Here is a 22,318-nt window from a genome sequence, read left to right on the forward strand (position 1 = left end):
CATGACGGTTTCCTCCCCTCCCCGCGAAGTCCCCACGCCGCTTCAACAGGCCGCCATCGCCCTGAAGGAGATGCGCTCGCGGCTGGACGCGCTCCAGGCGGTCCAGGAAGAACCCATCGCCATCGTCGGCATGTCCTGCCGCTATCCAGGCGGAGCCAATGACCCCGCCAGCTACTGGCGCCTGCTGCACGAAGGGCAGTGCGCGACGCGCAAGGTGCCGCTGGAGCGCTGGGACGCGGACGCGCTCTATGACCCGGACCCCGACCGGTTCTGGAAGATGTACACGCGGTACGGCTGCTTCGTGGACCAGCGCATCGACCTGTTCGACGCGCCGTTCTTCAACATGTCGCCACGCGAGGCGGCCATGTTGGACCCGCAGCAGCGCCTGTTGCTGGAGACGAGCTGGGAGGCGCTGGAGAACGCGGGCATCGCTCCGGACCGGCTGGGCGGCAGCGCCACCGGCGTCTACGTGGGCGTCATCACCGGCGACTACGGCCGAGTCCCCTTCCAGCGCATCGACCCGCCCGACCTGCCGTACATGGGCACGGGCAATGACATGAGCTTCGCCGCGGGTCGGCTCTCGTACGTGCTCGGCCTGCAAGGCCCGAGCATGGTCATCGCCACGGCCTGCTCCTCCACGCTGGCGACGACGCACCTGGCCTGCCAGGCCCTGCGCGCTCGTGAGTGCGACCTGGCGCTCTCGGGGGGGGTCAGCCTGATGGTGTTCCCGGACACCAGCATCGTCCTGTCGAAGATGCGCGCGACGGCGCCGGATGGTCGCTCGAAGACGTTCGATGCGTCGGCGGATGGGTTCGGCCGTGGCGAGGGCTGCGGGATGTTGGTGCTCAAGCGCCTCTCCGACGCCGTGCGCGCGGGAGACCCGGTGCTGGCGCTGGTGCGGGGCTCGGCCGTCAATCACGACGGGCAGAGCGGCGGAATCACGGTTCCGAGCGGCCCGGCCCAGGAGAAGCTGCTTCGCAAGGCCCTGGCCTCGGGGCGGCTGTCGCCGCGCGACGTGGACTACCTGGAAGCCCATGGCACGGGGACGCCGCTGGGAGACCCGATAGAGGTCCGCGCCATCGACGCGGTCTTCGGTCCCGAGCGAGCGCCGGGCGCGCCGCTCCTCATCGGCTCGGTGAAGACGAACATCGGTCACCTGGAAGCAGCGGCCGGTGTCGCGGGCATCATGAAGCTGGTGCTCTCGCTCCAGAACGAGGAGCTCCCCGCGCACCTGCACTTCCGCACGCCGAACCCGCAGGTCTCGTGGGACCCGGCGCGCATCGCGGTGACGACGGAGCGCACGCCATGGAAGCGTGGCACGCGACCTCGCATCGCGGGAGTCAGCAGCTTCGGACTCTCTGGAGTCAACGCGCACGTCCTCATCGAGGAGGCCCCACTCGCTGTCACACAGCAAAGAGTGCCGGAGGCACCGGTGCCCGGTCCCGAGCTGCTGGCGCTGTCCGCACGAAGCGAGGAGGCGCTGCAGGAGCTCACGCGGCGCTACCTCACCTGGAGGCAGGGGCCGGGCAAGGACGTTCCGCTTGCGGATGTCTGCTTCACGGCCGCGACGGGGCGCGCATCATTTCCGCACCGGCTGACGGTGCTGGCCTCCAGCGGAGCGCAGCTCGACGAGCGACTCCAGGCGTTCACCTCGGGTCAGCGACCTTCAGGGGTGAGCGCGGGAGTGGTGCCCACGGGAAGGAAACCCCGGGTCGCCTTCCTGTTCACGGGTCAGGGCTCGCAGTACGTCGGCATGGCGCGCGAGCTGTATGCCCATGAGCCCCGCTTCCGCGAGGTGATGGACCGGTGTGACGAACTGCTGCGCTCGCATCTGGGCGTCTCTCTCCTGTCGGTGCTCTACCCATCCGCGGGAGAGCCGGGTGACAGCACGTTGCATGACACGGCGTACACGCAGCCCGCGCTGGTGGCGCTGGAGGTGGCGCTCGCGGAGCAGTGGAAGCACTGGGGCGTCGAGCCCTCAGTGGTGATGGGACACAGCGTCGGGGAGATTTCAGCGGCGCATGTGGCGGGGGTGCTGTCGCTGGAGGACGCGCTCCTGCTGGCGGCAACGCGCGGAAGGCTGATGCAGGAGCTGCCACGCGTGGGGGGCATGTTGGCGGTACGCGCACCCGAGGAGCGAGTGGCGGCCCTCGTCGCCGCGCATCCCCGGGAGCTCTCCATCGCCGCGGTGAATGGGCCCTCGGAAGTGGTCATCGCGGGCAGGAGCGAACGGCTTCGGGTCGTCGGGGAAGTCCTCCAGCGAGAGGGCGTGGAGGTCAAACCCCTGAACGTCTCCCACGCGTTCCACTCACCGCTGATGGAGCCGATGCTCGACTCCTTCGAGCGCATGGTGGCGAAGCTCCGACTGCGCCCACCCGAGCTGCCGCTCATCTCCAATCTCACCGGCGCCTTGGTGCGCGACGAGCCGACGACGCCGGCCTACTGGCGTCGCCATGTCCGGGAGCCCGTGCGTTTCGCGGCGGGCCTGCGTGCCCTGCACGCGAAGGGGGCGGACCTCATCGTGGAGCTCGGCCCCACCCCCGTGCTGCTCGGAATGGGGCGCACATGTCTGCCCGACGAGCGCCTGGTCTGGCTGCCGAGCCTCCGCAACGGGCACTCGGACGTGGAGCAGATGCGCGCGAGTCTCGCGGAGCTCTGGGTACGAGGAGCGTCGAGTGGGCTCACGGGGATTGCGACCCACGGCCGGCGCTCACGGGTGCCCCTGCCGAACCAGCCGTTCCAGCGCAAGCGCCACTGGATGAAGCTCAAGTCCGCGAGGAGCGAAGAAGAGCAGGCGCGGCATCCGCTGCTCGGACGAAGGCTGAACTCCGCGGCTCGGGTCATCCAGTTCGAGGGCGAGCTGAGCACCGAGTCTCCCGCCTTTCTCGCCGACCACCGCGTCTACGACTCGGTCATCGTCCCGGGTGCGACGTATCTGGAGATGGGCGTGGCCGCGGGCCAGGAGGTCTTCGGCCAGGGCGCGCTGAGTCTCGAGGACGTCCGCTTCCACAAGCCCATGCGGCTGGAGGAAGGCGAGCCGCGCACGGTCCAGGTCCTCGTCACGCCGGACGACGGCGAGGGCGCGCGCAAGGGCACCTTCGAGGTGCACAGCCTGTCCGACGGAGCTTTCACCCTCCATGCCTCGGGGCGATTGTCTTCGACGGAGAAGCCCTCGGCCTCGCTTCATCAGGATGTCACGGTGCTCGCGAGGCGCTGCGCGGAGGAGGTCTCCGTCGCGGACTTCTACCGGCGCATCGGTGAGCACGGCATCGACTACGGGCCGCTGTGCCGAGCCGTCACGCGCTTCGGCCGAGGCGGACAGGAAGCCTTCGGACAGCTCACGCTTCCGGACGCGCTCGAAGCAAGCGAGCACGTGTTGCATCCCGTGCTGCTCGACGCTTGCTTCCAGGTCCTCGGCGCCGTGTTTCCCGAGGGGCCTCCAGGCAGCATCTACCTGCCCGTGGGAATCGGACAGCTGCGGGTCCACGACAAGCTGGGGCGTGAGGTCTTCGTCCACGCGCGACTCGACGGTGGGCCGGAGTTGGGGCAGCGCGTCCACACCGCGCACTTCACGCTCCTGGCACCCGACGGCCGAGTCCTCGCGGAGCTGGAGCGACTGGAGTTCCAGCAGGCACCGCGTGAGGCCCTGCTCGGGAACTCAAAGCGGGTGCCACGCGGTTGGATGTACGAGGTGGCGTGGCGTCCTCTACCCCTGCCGCCCGCCACGGGCACGCCGCCTCGCGAGCGGTGGCTCATCGTCGGTGACACGGGTGGACGGGCCACGGATATCGCACGCCGCCTGCGCGCCTCGGGGTCGGACTGCATCGTGGCCCTGCCAGGAGAAACAACAGGCCCCGAGGACACCGGGACGCGACATGTGGACCTGACGCTCGCGGCAAGCGCGAGGAGGCTGCTCACGGAGGCGGGGCCCTTCACGGGGATGCTCCACCTCGCGGCGCTGGACGTGCGTGCGGCGCGAGACGGAGAGCCCGACACGTTCGCCCGGGACTATCGAAGCCTCCTGGGAAGCACGCTCCACCTCGTGCGAGCGGCGGCCGAGACAGGCGTCAGTCCCCGGCTGGTGCTCGTCACGAGAGGAGCCCAGGCGACGCAGGGAAATCCCCTTCCAACGCCTGTGCAGGCGTGTCTGTCCGGCCTGGGCAAGGCCATCGCGCAGGAGCACCCGGAGCTGCGGTGCCTGCGAGTGGACCTGGACCCGGCGCAAGGAACGGACGGGGTCGAGGCACTCGTCGCGGAGCTCCAGCAACGCACACCCGAGGACGAGGTCTGCCTCCGGGGCGGACAGCGGCTGGTCTCGCGTCTCGCGAGGAGCGCCGAGGCAGCGGAAGGCACCACGACGCTCAAGCTCCGTGGCGACGCGACGTACCTCGTCACGGGCGGGCTCGGCGGCCTGGGCCTGAAGCTCGCGGGCCGCCTGGTGGAGCGTGGCGCCAGGAATCTGGTGTTGCTTGGCAGGCGCGCCCCCTCGGCTGAAGCGAGGGACAGCCTGCGCGAGTTGGAAACACGAGGTGCGCGCGTCGTCACCTTGCAGGTCGACATCTCCGTGGAGGCACAAGTCACGGAGCTGCTCGCGCGCCTCGCGAACACGATGCCTCCGTTGCGCGGCATCGTCCACGCGGCGGCGGTCCTCGACGACGGCATGCTGTTGCAGCAGGACCTGGAGCGCTTCGAGCGAGTGCTGGGCCCCAAGGCGCTCGGCGCGTGGCATCTCCACCGTCACACGTTGGGACAGCCGCTGGATTTCTTTGTCCTCTTCTCCTCGGTGGCCTCGCTACTGGGGCAGTCAGGGCAGGCCAGCTATGTGGCCGCCAACGCCTTCCTCGACGCGCTGGCCCATCACCGTCACGCATCGGGCCTGCCGGCGCTCTCCATCAACTGGGGCCCCTGGTCCGAGGTGGGCGTGGCCGCGACGGAGCGGGTGATGGAGCGAGTCCGCCGCATGGGCGTCACCCCCATCAGTCCCGAGCAGGGGCTCGCCGCCTTCGAGCAACTGCTGGGTCAACGAAGGCCCCAGGTGGGAGTCGTGGCCATCGGCTGGCAGTCGATGGGGCGGCTCGCCGCGGCGCCGTACTTCTCGGAGCTCGCGGGAGTGACACCCACGGGCGGCGCGACGGGCGCGGACTTCCTGCGCCGCTTCGAGAGCGCGCCTCCCGGTGACAAGCCTCGACTCCTGCGGGAGCACATCGCCTCGGTGGCGACGCGGGTGCTCGGGCTAGATGCGAGCCGTCCGTTGGATCCGGAGCAAGGCCTCTTCGAGGCGGGCATGGACTCGCTGATGGCGACGGAGCTGCGCAACGCGCTCCAGCGGACGCTGGGCCGCTCGCTGCCGGTGAGCCTCATCTTCGACCACCCGAGTGTCCAGGCCCTATCGAATCACCTCGCGCGCGAGCTGGTGCCCGCCCCCGAGGCGCAGGAGGTGTCCGCGGCCCCGCGAGACGCCGAGCTCGAATCGTTCTTGATGGAGGTCAATCAGATGTCCGAAGCCGATGTGACCGCGGCGCTCGCCGCCGGGCGGTCCAACGAAGCAGGGCCCCGAGGTGACCGATGAACGCGCATGAACTGGCCCAGATGAGCGCGACGCAGCTCGCGTATGCCGCCAAGCAGCTTCGCAACAAGATGGGGCTCGTCCCGGCGGAGCCCATCGCACTCGTCGGAATGGGTTGCCGCTTCCCTGGGAACGTGGACAGTCCGGAGGCGTACTGGGAGCTGCTCGCGGCGGGGCGCGACGCCGTCACCGAGGTGCCCTCGGACCGCTGGAGCCTGGACGCGCTCTACTCGCCCGTCCCCGGCACGCCGGGGAAGATGTACACGCGGCATGGCGCCTTCGTGAACCAAGTGGACCGGTTCGACCCGCTGTTCTTCGGCATCTCTCCGCGTGAGGCGGTGCTGATGGACCCGCAGCAGCGTCTGCTCCTGGAGACGAGCTGGGAAGCGCTCGAACACGCGGGGCTCTCGCCGTCGAGGCTGAGGGGCACGGCCACCGGCGTGTTCGTGGGCATCATGCACCGCGACTACGCCTACCTGGTGCACGCCTCCGGCGAGATTGACTCGCACACCGGCTCGGGCACGGGCCTGAGCGTGGCGGCGGGACGCATCGCCCATCTGCTCGCGCTGGAAGGTCCCACGCTCGTGGTGGACACGGCGTGCTCGTCCTCGCTGGTGGCCTTGCATCTGGCTTGTCAGAGCCTGCGCAACGGAGAGACCGACGTGGCGCTGGCCGCGGGCGTCAACCTGATGCTCTCGCCGATGAGCACCATCGTCGAATGCCAGATGCGGATGCTCTCCGCGGAGGGACACTGCAAGACCTTCGACGCCAGGGCGGACGGCTTCGTGCGGGGCGAGGGCTGCGGCGTCGTGGTGCTCAAGCGCCTGTCGGACGCGCTCGCGGACGGTGACGAAGTCATCGCGGTGCTTCGAGGCTCCGCCGTCAATCACGACGGCCACAGCAGCGGTCTGCTGGTGCCCAACGGCAGCGCCCAGGAGCGAGTCATCCGCTCCGCGCTTCGCAACGGTGGCGTGGAGCCCTCGCAGATCGACTTCGTGGAGGCCCACGGCACGGGGACGGCGCTGGGCGACCCCATCGAGGTCGAAGCGCTGGGCCGCGTCTTCCAGGACGAGCGTCACCGTGAGGAGCCGCTCCTCATCGGCTCGGTGAAGACGAACATCGGGCACACGGAAATCGCGGCCGGCATGGCGGGGCTGATGAAGGCCGCGCTGAGCCTCCAGCACCGGCAGATTCCCAAGAACCTGCACTTCCAGACGCCGAACCCGGAGATTCGCTGGAACGAGCTGCCCGTGTCCGTCGTCACGGAGCGGCGCGACTTTCCCGGCGGCCCTCGGAACTTCGTGGGAGTGAGCTCGTTCGGTTACAGCGGGACGAACGCCCACGTGGTGCTGGAGGCAGCACCCATCACCGAGAAGCGCGCCACGCCCTCCGAACCGGGACGAGAACACGTCCTGGTCCTCTCGGCGAAGACCGCCTCGGCGCTGTCGACACTGGCCGGGAGCTACACGACCCACCTGACGCGGAACGCGGAGCAGGACGTCTCCGACGTGTGTCACAGCGCGACCGCGAGCCGTTCCACGATGCCCTACCGGCTCGCCGCCGTCGCCACCTCGGGTGACGAGCTGCGTGCACAGCTCCAGGCATTCTCGAGTGGCAATCCCATCGACGGGCTCATCGTCTCCGAGGAGGCCGCGTCGCGCGCCGCGCAGGTCGCCTTCCTCTTCAGCGGACAGGGCTCGCAGCACCTGGGCATGGGGAGGGAGCTGTACACACGAGAGCCGGTGTTCCGCGCGGCGATGGACCGGTGCGCGAGCATCCTGGCACCGCATCTTCCGAAGCCCCTGCTGGAGGTGCTGTTCGCCGAGGAGGGCAGCGGCTCACCTCTGGAGCAGGCGGTATTCACCCAGCCCGCCATGGTGGCGCTGGAGGTGTCCCTGGCCGAGCAGTGGAAGGCCTGGGGCGTGGAGCCCTCCGTCGTGGTGGGGCACAGCCTGGGGCAGTACGCGGCCGCGTGCGTGGCGGGCGTCATCAGTCTTGAAGACGTGCTGCCGCTGGTCGCCCTGCGTGGACGACTGATGCATGAGCTGCCACCGGGGGGCGAGATGGCCTCGTTCCTCGCGCCCTACGCGAAGGTGGCGGCGGCCATCGAGCCCTATCGCGAGCGACTGTCCATCGCGGCCATCAATGGCCCCACGAGCACGGTCATCTCCGGTGCGAGTGAAGCCGTCAACGCGGTGGTGGAGGCCCTGGCGGCGGAGGGAATCCAGGCGAAGAAGCTCAACGTCTCGCACGCGTTCCACTCGCCCCTGATGCATCCGATGGTCGACCGCTTCCGCGAGCACCTCTCCCGGGTGCGGCTCAACACGCCGAGACTGCGCATCGTCTCGGACATGACGGGCCAGCTCGTGGAGGGTGAGCTGTCGGAGCCGGACTTCTGGTGCCGGCACCTGCTCCAGCCCGTCAACTTCGCGCGAGCGGTGGAGTCCATCCACGCGTTGGGTGTGCGGAACTTCGTGGAGGTGGGCCCCGCGAGCGTGCTGCTCGGCCTCGCGCAGCGGTGCATTCCGGAGGACGGCGAGTCACGCGAGTGGCTTCCGTCGCTGCACACGGGCATGGGGAACCGTCGACGGATGCTGGAGAGCCTGGCCACGCTCCACACGCGCGGCGTCCCCGTCGACTGGTCGCAGGTACACGGGAAGACGTCTCGTGGGCGGGTGCGCTTGCCCACCACGCCCTTTGAGCGCGAGCGCTACTGGGTGGAGACAGGTCCGGAGACTGCTGGCGCGCAGCCTCTGCCCTCCCAGGTGGGAGTGATCCATCCGCTGCTCGGCCGGCGCGTCGAGCTGGCGGGTTCGAGCGATGTGCGCTTCGAGGGAGCGCTCGGCGCCAGGGAGCCCTTCTTCCTCGACCACCATCGCGCGGCGGGCACCGCGCTGTTGCCAGCGGCGGCCCATGTCGAGCTGGCACTGGCCGCGGGTCGCTTCTCCAGCGTTCCGGGTGAGAAGCCGTTGGAGCTGCTCCAGCTCACCTTCGAGCGGCCCGTCGCCCTGCCGGAGAAGGGCGCCGTCATCCTCCAATCGACGTTGGTGAAGGAGGAGGGAGCGACACAGGTCCTCAAGGTGTTCATGCGTCGGGAGCAAGACCGGGTCACCACCTGGGAACAGGTGGCCACGGGGCGACTCGGAGCGGCGTCACCGTCAAAGGCAGCGGGCGAGTCCCTGGCGTCCCTGCGAGCGCGGATGACGGAGGCCATCGCGCCCGCGGACTACTACGCGCATCTGGCCAGCGGAGGGCTGGTGTACGGGTCGATGTTCCAGGCACTCCAGGCCATGTACGGCCAAGAGGGCGAGGCCCTCGTGCGCATCGTCCTGCCGGAGGGACTCAAGCTGGAGCCGTACACCGTGCATCCAGTGATGTTGGACGCATGCTTCCAGGCGCTGGGCGTGACGTTCCCCAAGCGCAAGGACGTGCCCTATCTCCCCGCCGGTGTCGAAGGGCTCCGACTCCACGCGCCGATGGAGCGAGAGGTCTGGGCAAGCCTCCAGCGTCGCCAGGAAGGCGTGGAGGCGATTGCATCGCTTCGAGTGTTCAGCACGGATGGGCGACTGCTCGCGGAGGCGGAGCGACTGCGCTTCCGTCAGGTCCGACTGGAGGCGTTGCTGGGCCAGGGTGACAAGCTGCTCGAGGAGTGGCTCTACGCACTCGAATGGCACCCCGCCCTGCCCCACGGGCGCCGCGTGCCCCCATCCTGGATTCCCACGCCGAACTCGCTGCGTGACGCGGTCCTCCCCCACTTGGAGGCCTTGTCCGGCCGCGAAGACCTGGCGGCCTACGGCGTGTTCCTCCAGGAGCTGGAGTCGCTGTGCGTCCCCTACGTGCTCCAGGCGATGGAGCGACTGGGCTGCGACCTCACGCCGGGCACGAGCTTCAAGGCGGATGAGCGTGCCGCGCGGCTAGGGGTCGTTCCGCTGCACCAACGGCTGTGGCGGCGACTGCTCGAGATGCTCACCGAGGAAGGCCTGCTGCGAACCACGGGAGAGACACTGGAGGTCGTCACCTGTCCGGCGCCCATGGACGTCGCGGCGCGCATGGCGTCCCTGGCGGAGCGTTACCCGGCGCATCGCTCGGAGCAGGCGTTGGTGCAGCGTTGCGGCGAAGGACTCGCGGAGGCCCTTCGGGGGCGCTGCGACCCGCTGGAGTTGCTGTTCCCCAAGGGAGACATGGAGGTCGCGGCCAGCCTGTACCGTGACTCGCCAGGCCCTCGGGAGCTCAACGCACAGGCGAAGACGGCGCTCGCACAGGCTGTCTCGCGATTGCCGGCGGAGCGCACTATCAGGGTGCTGGAGATTGGCGCCGGCACCGGTGGCACGACGGCCCTGCTGTTGCCCGAGCTGCCCGCGGAGCGCACCGAGTACGTCTTCACGGACATCTCACCGCTCTTCCTCCAGCGCGCCGCGCAGGAGTTCCGCGCGCATCCGTTCGTGACGTACCGGACGCTGGACATCGAGAAGGACCCGGCCACCCAGGGCTTCGAGGCCGGCGGCTTCGACATCATCGTCGCGGCCAACGTCCTGCACGCCACGGAGAGCTTGAAGGAGACGCTGAGAAACGCGCGTCGGCTCCTGGCGCCCTCGGGGATGCTGCTCATCGTCGAGGCCACGTCCAAGCGGCGCTGGGTCGACCTCACGTTCGGCCTGACGTCTGGCTGGTGGCGTTACACGGACACAGACCTGCGCCCCACGCACCCACTCATTTCGAGCGCGGGGTGGAAGACGCTGTTCGCGCAGGAGGGCTTCTCCACGAGCGCGGCGCTGGCGAAAGAGGAGCACGAAGCCAGTCTCCAGGCGGCGGTCATCCTGGCTCGACTGCCCGACGAGGACGCGCGCGCCAGCCGGCGTCAGTGGCTCATCGTCGCGGACGCGCGAGGCACGGGGTACAGGCTGGCCGAGCGACTGGAAGCCCGAGGCGAGCTGTGCGCGGTGATCTCCGGCACGGGGGCCACCGTCGCGGACTTCACCCAGCTGTTGAAAGAGCTCGCAATCACGCAAGCCCCCACGCACGTCGTCCACCTCACGAGCCTCGACTCCTCGGGACCGGACGACATGGCGCAGCTCGATTTGGAGGCGGCGTACCGCAATGGTTGTGGCAGCGCGCTCGACCTGCTCCAGGCGCTGCTGGCCACGCGGCTCTCACCCGCGCTGAGCTTCGTCACCCGGGGCGCGCTCGACGTGCTGGGGGATGGAGCCCCGGGCGTCGCGCAGTCACCGCTGCACGGCCTCGGGCGAGGCATCGCGATGGAGTACCCCAAGCTGGGAGGCACGGTCATCGACCTGGACCCTCGGCGCGATGACCTGGAAGGGCTGGTGACCGAGCTGCTCTCGGAGCGCTCCGACGAGCAGGTCGCCTTCCGGGACGGCATCCGGCGCGTGCCTCGCGTCATGCGGCATTCGCGGATGGAGTCGGAGGTGCCCTTCCAGTGCCGTGAAGATGGGACGTATCTCATCACGGGCGGACTCAACGGACTGGGCCTGCTCACGGCCCGACTGCTCGTGGAGCGTGGGGCCCGTCACCTCCTGTTGCTTGGACGCGGGGCCCCGACAGCGGCGGCCTCGGAGCAGCTCCAGGAGCTGGAGAGCGCGAATGTGCGCGTCGTGGTGGCCCGCGCGGATGTGTCGCAGGAAGACGCGCTTGCCAGGGCCCTGGTGTCGGGGCTGGAGGGCATGCCTCCGTTGAGAGGGGTCATCCACTCCGCGGGAGCGCTCGACGACGGCATCCTCGAGCAGCAGACGCACGCGCGCTTCAAGAAGGTGTTCGCGGCGAAGGTGCTCGGCTCGTGGAACCTGCATCGACTGACGCTGGGACAGCCGCTGGACTTCTTCGTCCTCTACTCGTCCATCGCGTCGCTGCTGGGGAACAGCGGTCAGGCGAACCACTCCGCGGCCAACACGTTCCAGGACGCGCTGGCCCACTACCGGCGCGCCAAGGGCCTGCCCGCGCTGACCATCAACTGGGGCGCCTGGTCGGAAGTGGGCGCCGCGGCGAACGAGCGCGTCCAGGAGCGACTCGCCGACCGGTGGATGAATCCCATCCGTCCGGCCCAGGGGCTCGCCGTCCTGTCGTCGCTGCTCTCGGCGAGCGCCGCGGTTCAAGTGGCGGTCATGCCCATCGCCCGAGGTGGCTTCGAAGTGCAGGGCGCGGTGCCGCTCTTGCTGTCCGCGCTCGTCGCACGGGAGGGCGGTGGTGGTGCGAAAGCCTCGGCGCGGGACGACGCATTGCTCCGCAAGCTCTCGGAGGTCTCCCCCGTGGAGGCTCGCCGGCTGCTGGTGACCGAGCTGCAGAAGCGGCTGTCCAAGGTGCTGCGCATCAAGAATCCATCGCGGCTGGCGCCCGAGCGGCCCCTCACCGAGCTGGGTCTCGATTCGCTGATGGCCATCGAGCTGAAGAACCACCTGATGAATGCGCTGGGCGTGGACCTGCCCATCGCGAAGTTCATCGACGGCGCCAGCCTCCAGGAACTGGCGGAGCTCACCCAGCAGCAGCTCACCGTCAATCAGCTCGCGTCGACGCAGGCGCTGACGGCGGACTCCACGCCGGGAATGAGTGAGCTGACCCTATGAACCTGGAGCAGCTCCTCTCCAGCCTCACGGAGCGCCACGTCCAGCTCTGGGCGGAGGGGCAGCAACTGCGCGTCCGAGCAAAAGAGGGCGTCGTGGACGCGACGCTCCGCTCGGCGCTCGTGGAGCACAAGCCGCGCTTGCTGGAGCTGCTTCAGCAGGCGCGGGGGGCGCCGGAGTCCATTCGACTGGAGCCCTTGCCTCGAAACGGGCCACCGCCGCTGTCTCTCACCCAGGAGCGTCTGTGGCGCGCCGAGGTGAGGGAGCCGGACCTCGCTCCGGCCCACATCGCCACCTTCGCCATGCGGCTGGAGGGGCCGCTCAACCGGGATGCGCTCACGCGTGCCGTGGCGACGCTCGTCGAGCGCCACGAGGTGCTGCGGACGACGTTCGAGCTCCGGGGAGACACCCCCGTCCAGGTCATCGCGCCACCGGGGTCTACCGCAATGGAGCCCGTGGACCTGTGCGCGCTCAACGCCGAGGCGCAGCAGGAAGCACTTCGCCGCCTCCTTCACGACGAGCATCGGCGGCGAATCGACCTGGCCCGAGGCCCGCTGTTCCGAGCCTGGCTCCTGCTCCTCTCCGAGCAGCGCCATGTGATGGTGCTGATGATGCACCACACGGTGGTGGACGGCGCATCCCGGGGAGCGCTGGTGCATGAGCTGACGGTGCTCTATGCGGCCTTCCTCGCGGGCGAGCCCTGTCCATTCGCTCCCCTGCGACTCCAGTACGCGGACTACGCGCGCTGGCAACGGCGATGGGTCCAGGAGGAGGTCCTTCCACGACAGCTCGGGTACTGGAAGCAGCAGCTTGCGGCCCCGCCGCCTCGGCTGGAGTGGCCCACGCGCTCGAAAGGAATGGAGCAGCGGCGCTACCACGGTGGCTCCGTCGACTTCAGCGTGGAGCACGAGGTCGTCGAGCGACTGCGGGTGGTGGGACAGCAGGCGGGCAGCACGCTCTTCATGGTGCTGCTGTCCTCGCTGTACGTGCTCCTCGCGCGAGCCTGTGGCCAGCGAGACCTGCTCATCGGCACGCCCGCCGCACATCGGGGCCACACGGACCTCGAGCCGCTCGTCGGGACGTTCATCAACACACTGGCGCTGCGCCTGCGCCCCGAGGGCGCACCGAGCTTCCTGGAGCTGCTCGCGCATGCACGAGCCGTGGCGCTCGGCGCCTATGCCCATCCCGACGTTCCGCCCGAGGCCATTGGAGGCCCGACGCCCAACGTGATGCTCGTCCTGAAGGGCGTCGCGCCCCAACCCGAGCTGTCCGCGCTCGAGGCGACCCCCTTGGCGCTCGCGCACGACACGGCGCTGCTCGACCTCACGTTGTATCTGGAAGAGACCCCGACGGGGCTGCGTGGAGAGCTCATCCACGACAGCGACCGAATCGACGCGGACACCGTCACCGGCTGGGCCCGAGAACTCCAGGCCCTGCTGCGCGCCTTCGCCGAGGACCCACGGCAGTCAGTCTTTCCCCACCCCCACCGCCACCCCCAGAGGAACCCATGACGGCATTGATGCGCCCCGCCACCGAACCCGCAGTGCGCGACTCGCGGCCCATCCTCGAAGGCCCCGGCATCGGCTATCACCAGAACTGGTATGCCGTCTGCCTTTCGAGGGAACTCAAGCCCGGCAAGATTGTCGGCCGCGGGTTCCTGGATGGAAAGGTGATTGCCTTTCGAGGAAAGAACGGCAAGGCGCAGGTGATGAGCGCCTATTGCAGTCATATTGGCGCGGACCTGAGCATCGGCGACGTGATTGGCGACGAGGTGCGCTGCCCTTTCCACCATTGGCAGTACAACCAGGAGGGCGTCTGTACCCACATCCCCGTGGGCTGCAAGATTCCCGACCGCGCCCGCATCCAGACTTTTCCCACGGCGGAGAAGTGGGGAATGGTCTGGGCATTCAACGGCGAGAAGCCGCTTTTCGACGTGCCGGGCGTGCGCGGCTACGAGGAGGGCGACCTGCTGTACGGCGTCAAGGTGCATGAGGCGGGCTTCCCCGTCCCACCCTGGGTGATGGTGTGCAACTCCCACGACTACCAGCACCTGCACACGCTGCACGAGCTGGGCATCATCGAGGGACCCATCAACATGAACAGCTCGGACTACGTCCTCGAGCACGACGTCCACTACACCACCCGTGATGGGTTGAAGGTGGAGAACTGGAACCGGGTGACAGGCACCAACACGTTCTCCGCCATCTCCCGCACGCCCTCGGGCCCCATCTTCGGCATGTTCACCGGCACGCGCATCCCAGGGGGTGGAACGCGGGCCTACCTGCTCGCGGGAGTGCCTCGAAAGGAAGGCAAGAACAAGGGCCGGCCGCCGACCCGCACGGAGCAGTTCGCGCTCGTGAGCGGCACCATGATGAGCTTCCTCAAGGACGCGCCTCGCCTGCTGCGTGCCGCGAAGTTCATGCAAGCGTTCCTCGATGACGACGAGGGTGTCCTGCAGACCATCCAGTTCCGCCAAGGGGTGATGGTCGAAGCGGACAAGACGCTGCTCGGCTTCCTCAAGTACGTCCGTGAGTATCCCAAGGCGGACCTGCTCTCCGCCGCCTGAGCACCAGGCCCCTGGCTCGTCCAGGCGCGACCGTGTGGCGGAGGGATGGACTTCGCCCCTCCGCTCGGCGGCGCACCTGGCCCAGGGCGAGTCCCGCCTCGCGACGGCTGGGCTCCGGAACGCGCCCCCTTGCCCCCCAGTCCTGCATCCGGGCGACAGGGGCAACCGCCTTCGCGCGGGAGGAACCCCCAAGGGACCCGGTGTATCCGCGCCTGCCCGAAGGGTGGAGGCTCGGTCCGGCGGACCCGGGGGGCACTTCCCCCATGGGGTCCCCGGCGGGTGCCTTCCGGGGGCCAGGGATGCGCCAACCCCTCAAGAGCGTTGATGAATTCGGGGTCCGTGCTCCAGGCCGCCCCGGGCGGGCGGGGCCGGGTGCCCGGCTCTCCACTCTTCGACGTCCGGGATGCGCTCCACGGTCGCATCCCACCTTCCCCCTGTTATAAAGCGCCCCCCATGCTTGAGACCGTCACCAAGGGCTTCCGCGCCGCCAAGAACCGCCTCGCCGGCAAGAGCGAGCTCACCCCCGAGCTGGTCGACGAGTCGCTGCGCGACATCCGCGTCTCGCTGCTCGAGGCCGACGTCGCCTTCGATGTGGTGAAGAAGTTTGTCGCCCGCGTCCGCGAGAAGGCCGTGGGCGAGCTCGTCCAGACGACCATCACCGATGCCTCGGGCCAGAAGCGCAAGGTCAGCCCGATGGACCACTTCATCAAGATCTGCCACGACGAGCTCGAGGCGCTGATGGGGCCGGTCGACACGAGCCTGAACCTCAAGCCGAAGGGGCAGCTGTCCGGCATCATGATGGTGGGCCTCCAGGGCTCCGGTAAGACGACGACCGCCGGCAAGCTCGCCAACCGGCTGCTTCAGCAGGGGCGCAAGCCGCTGCTCGTCGCCGCGGACATCTACCGTCCCGCCGCCGTGGATCAGCTCAAGGTGCTGGGTGAGCGGCTCAAGGTGCCCGTCTACCACGAGCCCGGCGTGCAGCCGCCCGAGCTGGCCAAGCGAGGTTATGCCGCCGCTCGCGAGCAGAAGTGCGACGTGGTGATCATCGACACCGCCGGTCGGCTCGCCATCGACGAAGCGCTGATGAACGAGCTGGAGTCCATCAAGACCAACGTCCACCCGGACAACATCCTCCTGGTGTGTGACGCGATGATTGGTCAGGACGCGGTGCGCACCGCGGCCGAGTTCGACCGGCGACTGAGCCTGGATGGCTTCATCCTGACGAAGCTGGACGGCGATGCTCGCGGCGGCGCGGCGCTCTCCATCAAGGAAGTCACCGGCAAGCCCATCAAGTTCCTCGGCATGGGCGAGTCGATGGACAAGCTGGAGGAGTTCCGCCCGGAGGGCCTCGCCGGTCGCATCCTCGGGTTCGGCGACATCGTCGGCCTGATGAAGGACTTCGAGAAGGTCGTCGACGAGAAGAAGGCCGAGGACGACGCGCGCAAGCTCCTGTCCGGCCAGTTCTCGATGAAGGACTTCGTCGAGCAGATCCGCATGGTGCGGAAGATGGGTCCGCTCAAGGACCTGCTGGAGAAGTTCCCCCTCTTCGGCGACCTGACCGACCAGCTCAACCCGGACGAGAAGGAGCTGACCAAGATTGAGTCGATGTACGACTCGATGACGGAGAAGGAGCGCCTGCGTCCGGACCTCATCAACTCCAGCCGGATTGGCCGCATCGCGAAGGGCAGCGGTCGCAAGCCGGAGGACGTGCGCGAGCTGCTTCAGAAGTTCGGGATGATGCAGCAGGTGATGGGGACCATTGGCCAGAACCCGGGCCTCCTCGGCCGAATCCCTGGCTTCAAGCAGTTGGGTCAGCTGTCGCAGATGCGGAACATGGACCTCTCCAGCATGTTTGGTGGGGACCCCAAGATGATGGAGAAGATGATGAGCGGCGGCATGCCCGGCATGGGGATGCCCATGCAGTTGCCGCAGGTGGCCCCTGGCTACACGCCTCCCATGGGGCAGGCCGCCATGGCGAAGGCCCGCCTCATGGGCTACGCCCCGCCCGCCGCGAGTGGGAAGCCCGAGGACCGCGACGCCATCAAGGAGCGCCGCAAGCGGGAGAAGGACAACAAGAAGAAGAACCGGAAGAAGAAGTAGGACCGAGGCCTCGAGGTCCACGACGGTGAAGCCCGTGCTGCTCGGAGGAGTCCGAGAGGCGCGGGCTTCTCGTTTCACGGGGTGTGGCGGTTCGCGGGATGGAGGTCCGGGATGGCGGACGGGCTGCGCTGGGGGCAACTGGCCCGCTCACGCGGGCCTGACGCGGCCGTGATAGGCATCTGGGTGCCGGGCCAGGCACTCGTGACGGTGCCTGGCTGTGGAACGCCCTCTGCACTGACGCCCTTCATGACGAACCGACTTCGCCTCTCCGTCCCCCTCGCCGCCGTCGTCCTGTTTTTGGGGTGCATCGATGTTCCGGACATCGTGGACCCGCCAGAACCGCCTGATGCGGGAGGTGGCGCCACCGATGGAGGCACCACGCCGGATGGTGGCGGGACTCAGGCTCCTGATTTCGAACTGGAGGTGAGCCCCACGGAGGACTCGGTCCTCCAGGGTGGAGCAAAGAGCTTCCAGGTCCAGCTGGTTCGCAGGCAGGGCTTCAGTGGGAGTGTTTCGGTTGCACTCGTAAACCCGCCGCTGGGAGTCTCGGCGCCAGCGGTGACCATTCCGACCACTGGCAACCTCGTGACCTTGAGCGTCAGTGTCGCAACAAGCGTCGCCACAGGTCCGGTGGCCCTCACCGTGAGAGGACTCTCGGGGGCACTCATTCGGGAGCGAGTCGTCTCGTTGACCATCATCCCCCTGGGAGACCTGGCGGTGGCGTGGGTATCGCCGTCCGCGTCTCACAGTGCCGTCAACGGCACGCTCGAGGTGGCGATTTCCGTGGAGGGAGGGCAGCCGGAGACAGTCGAGTTGATGAAGGGGAGCACCGTGCTCACCATTTGGACGGCCCCGCCATATACGTACCGCTGGGACACGGGAAGCGAGCTCGAGGGAGAGCACTCGCTGACGGCCCGCGCGACCCGCGCAGGAGGGACATTCACGAGCGTCCCCCGTACGGTGGTGGTGGACCGGGCAGCGCCGCAGGTCGCGACGTGGATGCCCACACGAGGCGCGACTCAGGTGAGCGTCCGTGCGGCGGTCCAGGCGACCTTCAGTGAGCCTCTGAAGGCTTCGAGTGTGACGACCGCCAATGTGGGGCTCACTGGCAATGGCGGGGTCGCCATCCCTGTTTCCCTGGAGGTGTCAGCGGATGGCCGCACGCTCACGCTCATGCCCCTCTCACCGCTGCCCGTGTCGAACACCGTCAGCGTGGGACTGGGTACGACCGAGAATCCCATCACGGACCTGGCGGGCAATTCCCTGGCGACCTCGGGGGCATGGGCCTTCACTGTCCCCTACTGGCTCCCCATGGGCGGTGCCATCAGCGCGTATCCCGGGAATACTTCCGCAGAGAACGTCGTGATGAAGATGGGGACGGACGGTGCTCCCGTCATTGCGTGGTCAGAGTCCGATGGGACGACCAAGAACATCCAGGTCGCGAGATGGGATGGCTCGAACTGGCAGCCTCTCGGATCTTCTTTGAGCGCCGTGCCCGAAAATGGCACGCACACAGGACGGCCAACGCTATCTCTGGATGGAACAAACCACCCCACTGTCATCTGGGAGGAACTGTCGTCGAATGGGAACCAGAAGAATCTCCATGGTCGACGATGGTCTGACACCCAATGGATTGCGCTTCCGGAATTCCCTGCCCTTGATTCCAGCGAGTATGCGGCGCGTGACAGGGCCTCGGCTGCAATAGATGGAACTGGGAAACTCCATGTGTACGCTGACTTTTACGACGGAATCCGCAACCAGATTTCGAGCTTCAACCTTCTGCCGGGAGGCACGGGTTGGACTGACTCCCAGCCCTCGTTCCCCAGCGAAGAACTCCAACGATGGCATGTCGCAATAACGACCTATGGCCCGACCTCCATCTTCGCCGCGTACACAGCCATCATTGGTTCCCAGACTTCAGAATATCGCGGCATCACCGTCCTGAAAAATCATAACACCCCCGTTGGGTCTCCCGTGATTTTCAACCCCGACCACAGCACTGCGTCGGCACCTTCGATTGAGGTGGATGGAGCTGGCAATCCGTATATCGCGTGGGTCGAGGCGCCCAAGACGAGCACGAGTGGCGACATCTTCGTGGCCCATCACAATGGGACCACGTGGAACATCCTGGGGAACAGGCCCAGTGGAAGCCTCACCTCGAACGAAGCCCCCTCTCTTGGTATCGACTCACAGGGACGCCCCGTCGTCGCATGGAGTGGATTCACCTCCCCTGAACGAACCATTGTCGTCAGCCGATGGGAAGGAGAGCAGTGGATGAGGATTGGCCCCCCACTCAGCGCCCGCCAGGGAGCAAGCACGGGCGGCTTCAATCCCTCGTTGGCATTCGATTCCAACGGCCATCCCCTGGTCGCGTGGCACGAACTCAATGGGCCGTCTTCTGACGTTTTCGTCTTCAGCTACAACCAGTGAGCCCACCTACAGCGTTATTGCCCACGCTTTGGAACCACGAGTCCCTGACTGAGGCGCTTGAGTACTCGCTTCTTCTGGCGGCGCTTGTAGGCCTCATGCGAGTTCTCACCCAGTTCGTTCTGGCGAGCCGTTTCCGCGTCGACAATCTAGAATTCCACCAATGAGATGACGACGCGGCCTTTCCGAGGCCGCGTATCCTCTTCCGGCAGTGGCAGATAGGCATCCATTCTCACCGGAATATCCACGACGAAGTTGAGTGCCCGGTAGCTGCTGCCAGAGAAGGCATTGCCGCTTCGGTCTTCTCTGTCCTCGTAATTCCTATCCAGGTGGAGATTCGGAGTGAACTGCTCGAAGTGCGGGTACTCCCCCAAGACACTCTTAAAGGGAAGCAATGTGTTTTCGGTCTGACCCGGGACCACGAGATGGAATGGAAACAGTCGTTGCGTGAGGTAGTACAACACAGGAAGCAGATCTTCTCGCGACCGGGTCACCACACGAAATCGTGTGCGGTCATAGACTTGAGCCGCCACGGTTTCCTTCTTCGCGAGGAGTTTGGTCACCAGCGAGTCCTGCGTCTTGATGGAGTGTGCGAACTCCACCACTGGCAGCCCCTTCTCGTGCATCTCCCGAGCAACGCTCAGCACCTTCTCCGTCACCAACTCAGCCAGCTCCGCCTCGGAAATCGCAAGACGGAAAAGCAGGTCTCTTCCCTCGATGTGCTGGATGACGTGCATCACCTTCAACACGACGCAAGCGATGCGTCTGTGCCGCGCATTGCCCTTGGCTCCAGAGGCCAGGAGGAAAAGGTCGTGAATCTCCTCCGGCTTGGCGACCGAATCAGCCACACGGTAGTTGAAGGTCTTCCGGAGGTAGTCCACTGCCTCCGACAACACCTGGCGAGCCCAGGCCTCATCGTAGGGTCGGGAAACATCGAGCTGACAGAGCCGGAGGAACCGGTCGACTTCGTCCCGGGCCTGGAAGTGCATCCGACGCCAGTCGATGACCGAGCCCCCTCGCAAGATGAGGCGGATGCGCTCGAGCTCGCGGAGCCCCATCTCCGCGACCGTGCGGATAGGGATGTCGGGAAGAACGGGGGTTAGCGTTGGAGCCTTCACGTCAGAGCTTCCTATCCGAGCAAGCTGGTTCGGGAAAGGCTTCTAGAGAAACAAGAAAGGCCCTCTCTCCGGAGTGGAGGGAGGGCCTTCAGGACTGCTGGTCAGCGCCGAGGGGCTACTTGGAGGCCAACGGCTTGTCTGCCAAGTACCGGACCTCGGAGGCCTTCTGGCCATCCTCGGTGTAGGTCGCCTCGACGCCCTCACGCTTCCCCTTCACCCACGACTGCTCCAGCTTCTTGGCTCCATTCGGGTGAAACTCAACCCGCGTGCCATGATAGTCGTTGTTCTCGAACTGGGTCTCCCCTGTCTTGACGCCATTCGCGTCATAGAAGGTCCAGTGCCCCGAGCGGAAACCATCCTTGTACTGGCCTTCTGACTGCTTCTTGCCGTTCGCCCAGAAGTCCACATACGGACCATGCCGCGCGACGTCTTGCGGGGTCGAGCCCACCTTGACACAAAAGACTCCCATGTCCTTGCTCACCCGCTCGCCCTTCTGCACGGTGCCAACAGGGCATTCGAGGCGGACTTCGCGACCAATGGCCGAGTTCTCAGCAAAGGCCTGCGTTGCAATAGCAGCCACACACAGTGCAGCAAAACGATAGCTCATCGCGGTCTCCTTCTCGTCCGTCAACTGGCGCCAAGCGCCGTCGCTCATTCAAACGAGGAGGAGAGCACCTTATTCATGCCCCGAGCCTCGGTTGAAACGCACTTTCACTCGGCTGTGGGTGCGCCAAAACGCATGGAACCCCACCCCTGCATAGGGATGGGGCTCCGTGCTCGTCCCGACCGACTACAACCTGGGGACTATCGGCTGCTCAGCTGAGCGCAGATCTCATTGCCGTTCGTGAAGTAGAGGCCAATGGACAGCGTGGTCGAGTTCGCAGCCGGGCAGAGGCTGATGGTGAGCTCCGCGTTCTTGCCACCATTCGAGATGCTGTACTCAGACGGACGAACAGACTTGGTGCCATCGAGCTGAACGCCATCGACGCGCACGTAGAAGAAGCCAGAGAGAGCCGTCAGCTGCCCCGGGAAGAGAGTCGAGGAGTTCGCGGGCTGGTATGCGCGAACCCGAGCCTTCGCAGTCAGGCCCGTGGTACCAGGACCCGAGCCACAGAAGGAATCCTGTCCGAACGAGACCTGGGTGATGTCATAGATGATCGGGCCCGTGGACGAGATGGTCCAGACGGGCTGCTTGCCACCTCGCGCGGGGTCGAAGTTCTGGCAGGTAGGCGCCGGAACCTCGGTGCAGGTGCCGCTGCTGCAGAACTGGCCATACTGGCAGGTGCTCTGGCCGGTGCCCGTGCAGGTGCCGCCCGTGGTGTCGTCCTCTTCGCACTGGCCGGACGCCGTGTCGCACACGCGACCGGTGCCGCAGTCATCGTTCGAGTCGCACTTCGGCACGCAAACAGTGTCCAGGTCGGAGCAGACCAGGTCGGTCGACTCGGAGTCCGTGCCACCATTGCAGAGCACGTCCGTGGAGCACTGGCAGATCCGCGTGTTGGCCTGGGTGCTCGTACCACCCAGGGGCGCGCACGTCTTGGCGGTGTCCGGACAGTCGGAACCAGACTCACACGTCGTCACACAGACACCCGCGGACGGGTGGCAGATCTCCGTGCCCGCGCAGTCATCGTTCGAGGTGCAGCCCTGGCCGCCCGTGTCGTCGTCACCGCAACCGGCCATCAAACCGCTCATCGCGCCCAGCGCCGTGAGCACCAGCATCATCTTGCGAAGCTGCATGTTGAGAATCCCTCCGTGAGTCTGCTTGGAACGTCTCTCTGGGGGCCTCCGGCCACTGACTTCAGACCCCGACGTCCATGCGAGCGGCTCGGCTTTAGTCCCGCCCGTCCTGACGTGTCAACGAGTGTCGACACGCCCACTGACGCTCGGCCTTCGCGGAAATTCAGCCCTCACGAAAGCGAACACTCACATCGGACCCAGGCGTGACCCACGTGTCGCACTGGACCCG

At 67.1% G+C, this 22,318-nt stretch carries 8 protein-coding genes and 1 pseudogene; 6 read left to right on the plus strand and 3 right to left on the minus strand.

Annotation, left to right across the window (positions count from 1 at the left end; genetic code table 11):
* Position 1 precedes the first annotated feature (1 nt).
* From HUA78_RS00200 to HUA78_RS00225, 6 genes are all read left to right on the plus strand, one after another.
* Entirely contained in the window at positions 2-5,569 is a 5,568-nt protein-coding gene (locus tag HUA78_RS00200) for a type I polyketide synthase (RefSeq protein ID WP_174475423.1), read from the plus strand.
* Positions 5,566-12,144, plus strand: coding sequence for a type I polyketide synthase (locus tag HUA78_RS00205; protein WP_174475424.1), 6,579 nt, complete (start codon positions 5,566-5,568; stop codon positions 12,142-12,144). Before HUA78_RS00200 ends, HUA78_RS00205 begins: the two co-directional genes overlap by 4 nt.
* On the plus strand, positions 12,141-13,652 hold the full coding sequence (locus HUA78_RS00210; RefSeq protein ID WP_174475425.1) for a condensation domain-containing protein: 1,512 nt from the start codon (positions 12,141-12,143) through the stop codon (positions 13,650-13,652). The genes HUA78_RS00205 and HUA78_RS00210 overlap by 4 nt, the downstream gene beginning before the upstream one ends.
* On the plus strand, positions 13,649-14,707 hold the full coding sequence (locus HUA78_RS00215) for a Rieske (2Fe-2S) protein (RefSeq protein WP_174453624.1): 1,059 nt from the start codon (positions 13,649-13,651) through the stop codon (positions 14,705-14,707). The genes HUA78_RS00210 and HUA78_RS00215 overlap by 4 nt, the downstream gene beginning before the upstream one ends.
* A 453-nt stretch (positions 14,708-15,160) precedes the next feature.
* Complete coding sequence (ffh, locus tag HUA78_RS00220) at positions 15,161-16,807, plus strand: signal recognition particle protein (protein WP_174453623.1); 1,647 nt, start codon at positions 15,161-15,163, stop codon at positions 16,805-16,807.
* A 246-nt stretch (positions 16,808-17,053) separates the two neighbouring features.
* The gene (locus HUA78_RS00225; RefSeq protein ID WP_174475426.1) at positions 17,054-19,237 is read left to right on the plus strand and encodes an Ig-like domain-containing protein; all 2,184 of its coding nucleotides are present in this window, start codon (positions 17,054-17,056) and stop codon (positions 19,235-19,237) included.
* Positions 19,238-19,251: 14 nt separating this feature from the next.
* Here HUA78_RS00225 and HUA78_RS00230 read toward each other — a convergent pair.
* From HUA78_RS00230 to HUA78_RS00240, 3 genes and pseudogenes are all read right to left on the minus strand, one after another.
* Positions 19,252-20,352, minus strand: a pseudogene (locus tag HUA78_RS00230) (TIGR04552 family protein).
* A 115-nt stretch (positions 20,353-20,467) separates the two neighbouring features.
* Positions 20,468-21,007 (minus strand): toxin-antitoxin system YwqK family antitoxin, encoded by a 540-nt coding sequence (locus tag HUA78_RS00235; protein WP_217442312.1) that lies wholly within the window; start codon positions 21,005-21,007, stop codon positions 20,468-20,470.
* 149 nt (positions 21,008-21,156) lie between these two features.
* Positions 21,157-22,089 (minus strand): hypothetical protein, encoded by a 933-nt coding sequence (locus HUA78_RS00240; protein WP_254623511.1) that lies wholly within the window; start codon positions 22,087-22,089, stop codon positions 21,157-21,159.
* Between the last annotated feature and the right edge of the window lie 229 nt (positions 22,090-22,318).

Origin of the sequence: Myxococcus sp. CA033 (assembly GCF_013336625.1) — a bacterium.
In the GTDB taxonomy this organism is placed as follows: domain Bacteria; phylum Myxococcota; class Myxococcia; order Myxococcales; family Myxococcaceae; genus Myxococcus; species Myxococcus llanfairpwllgwyngyllgogerychwyrndrobwllllantysiliogogogochensis.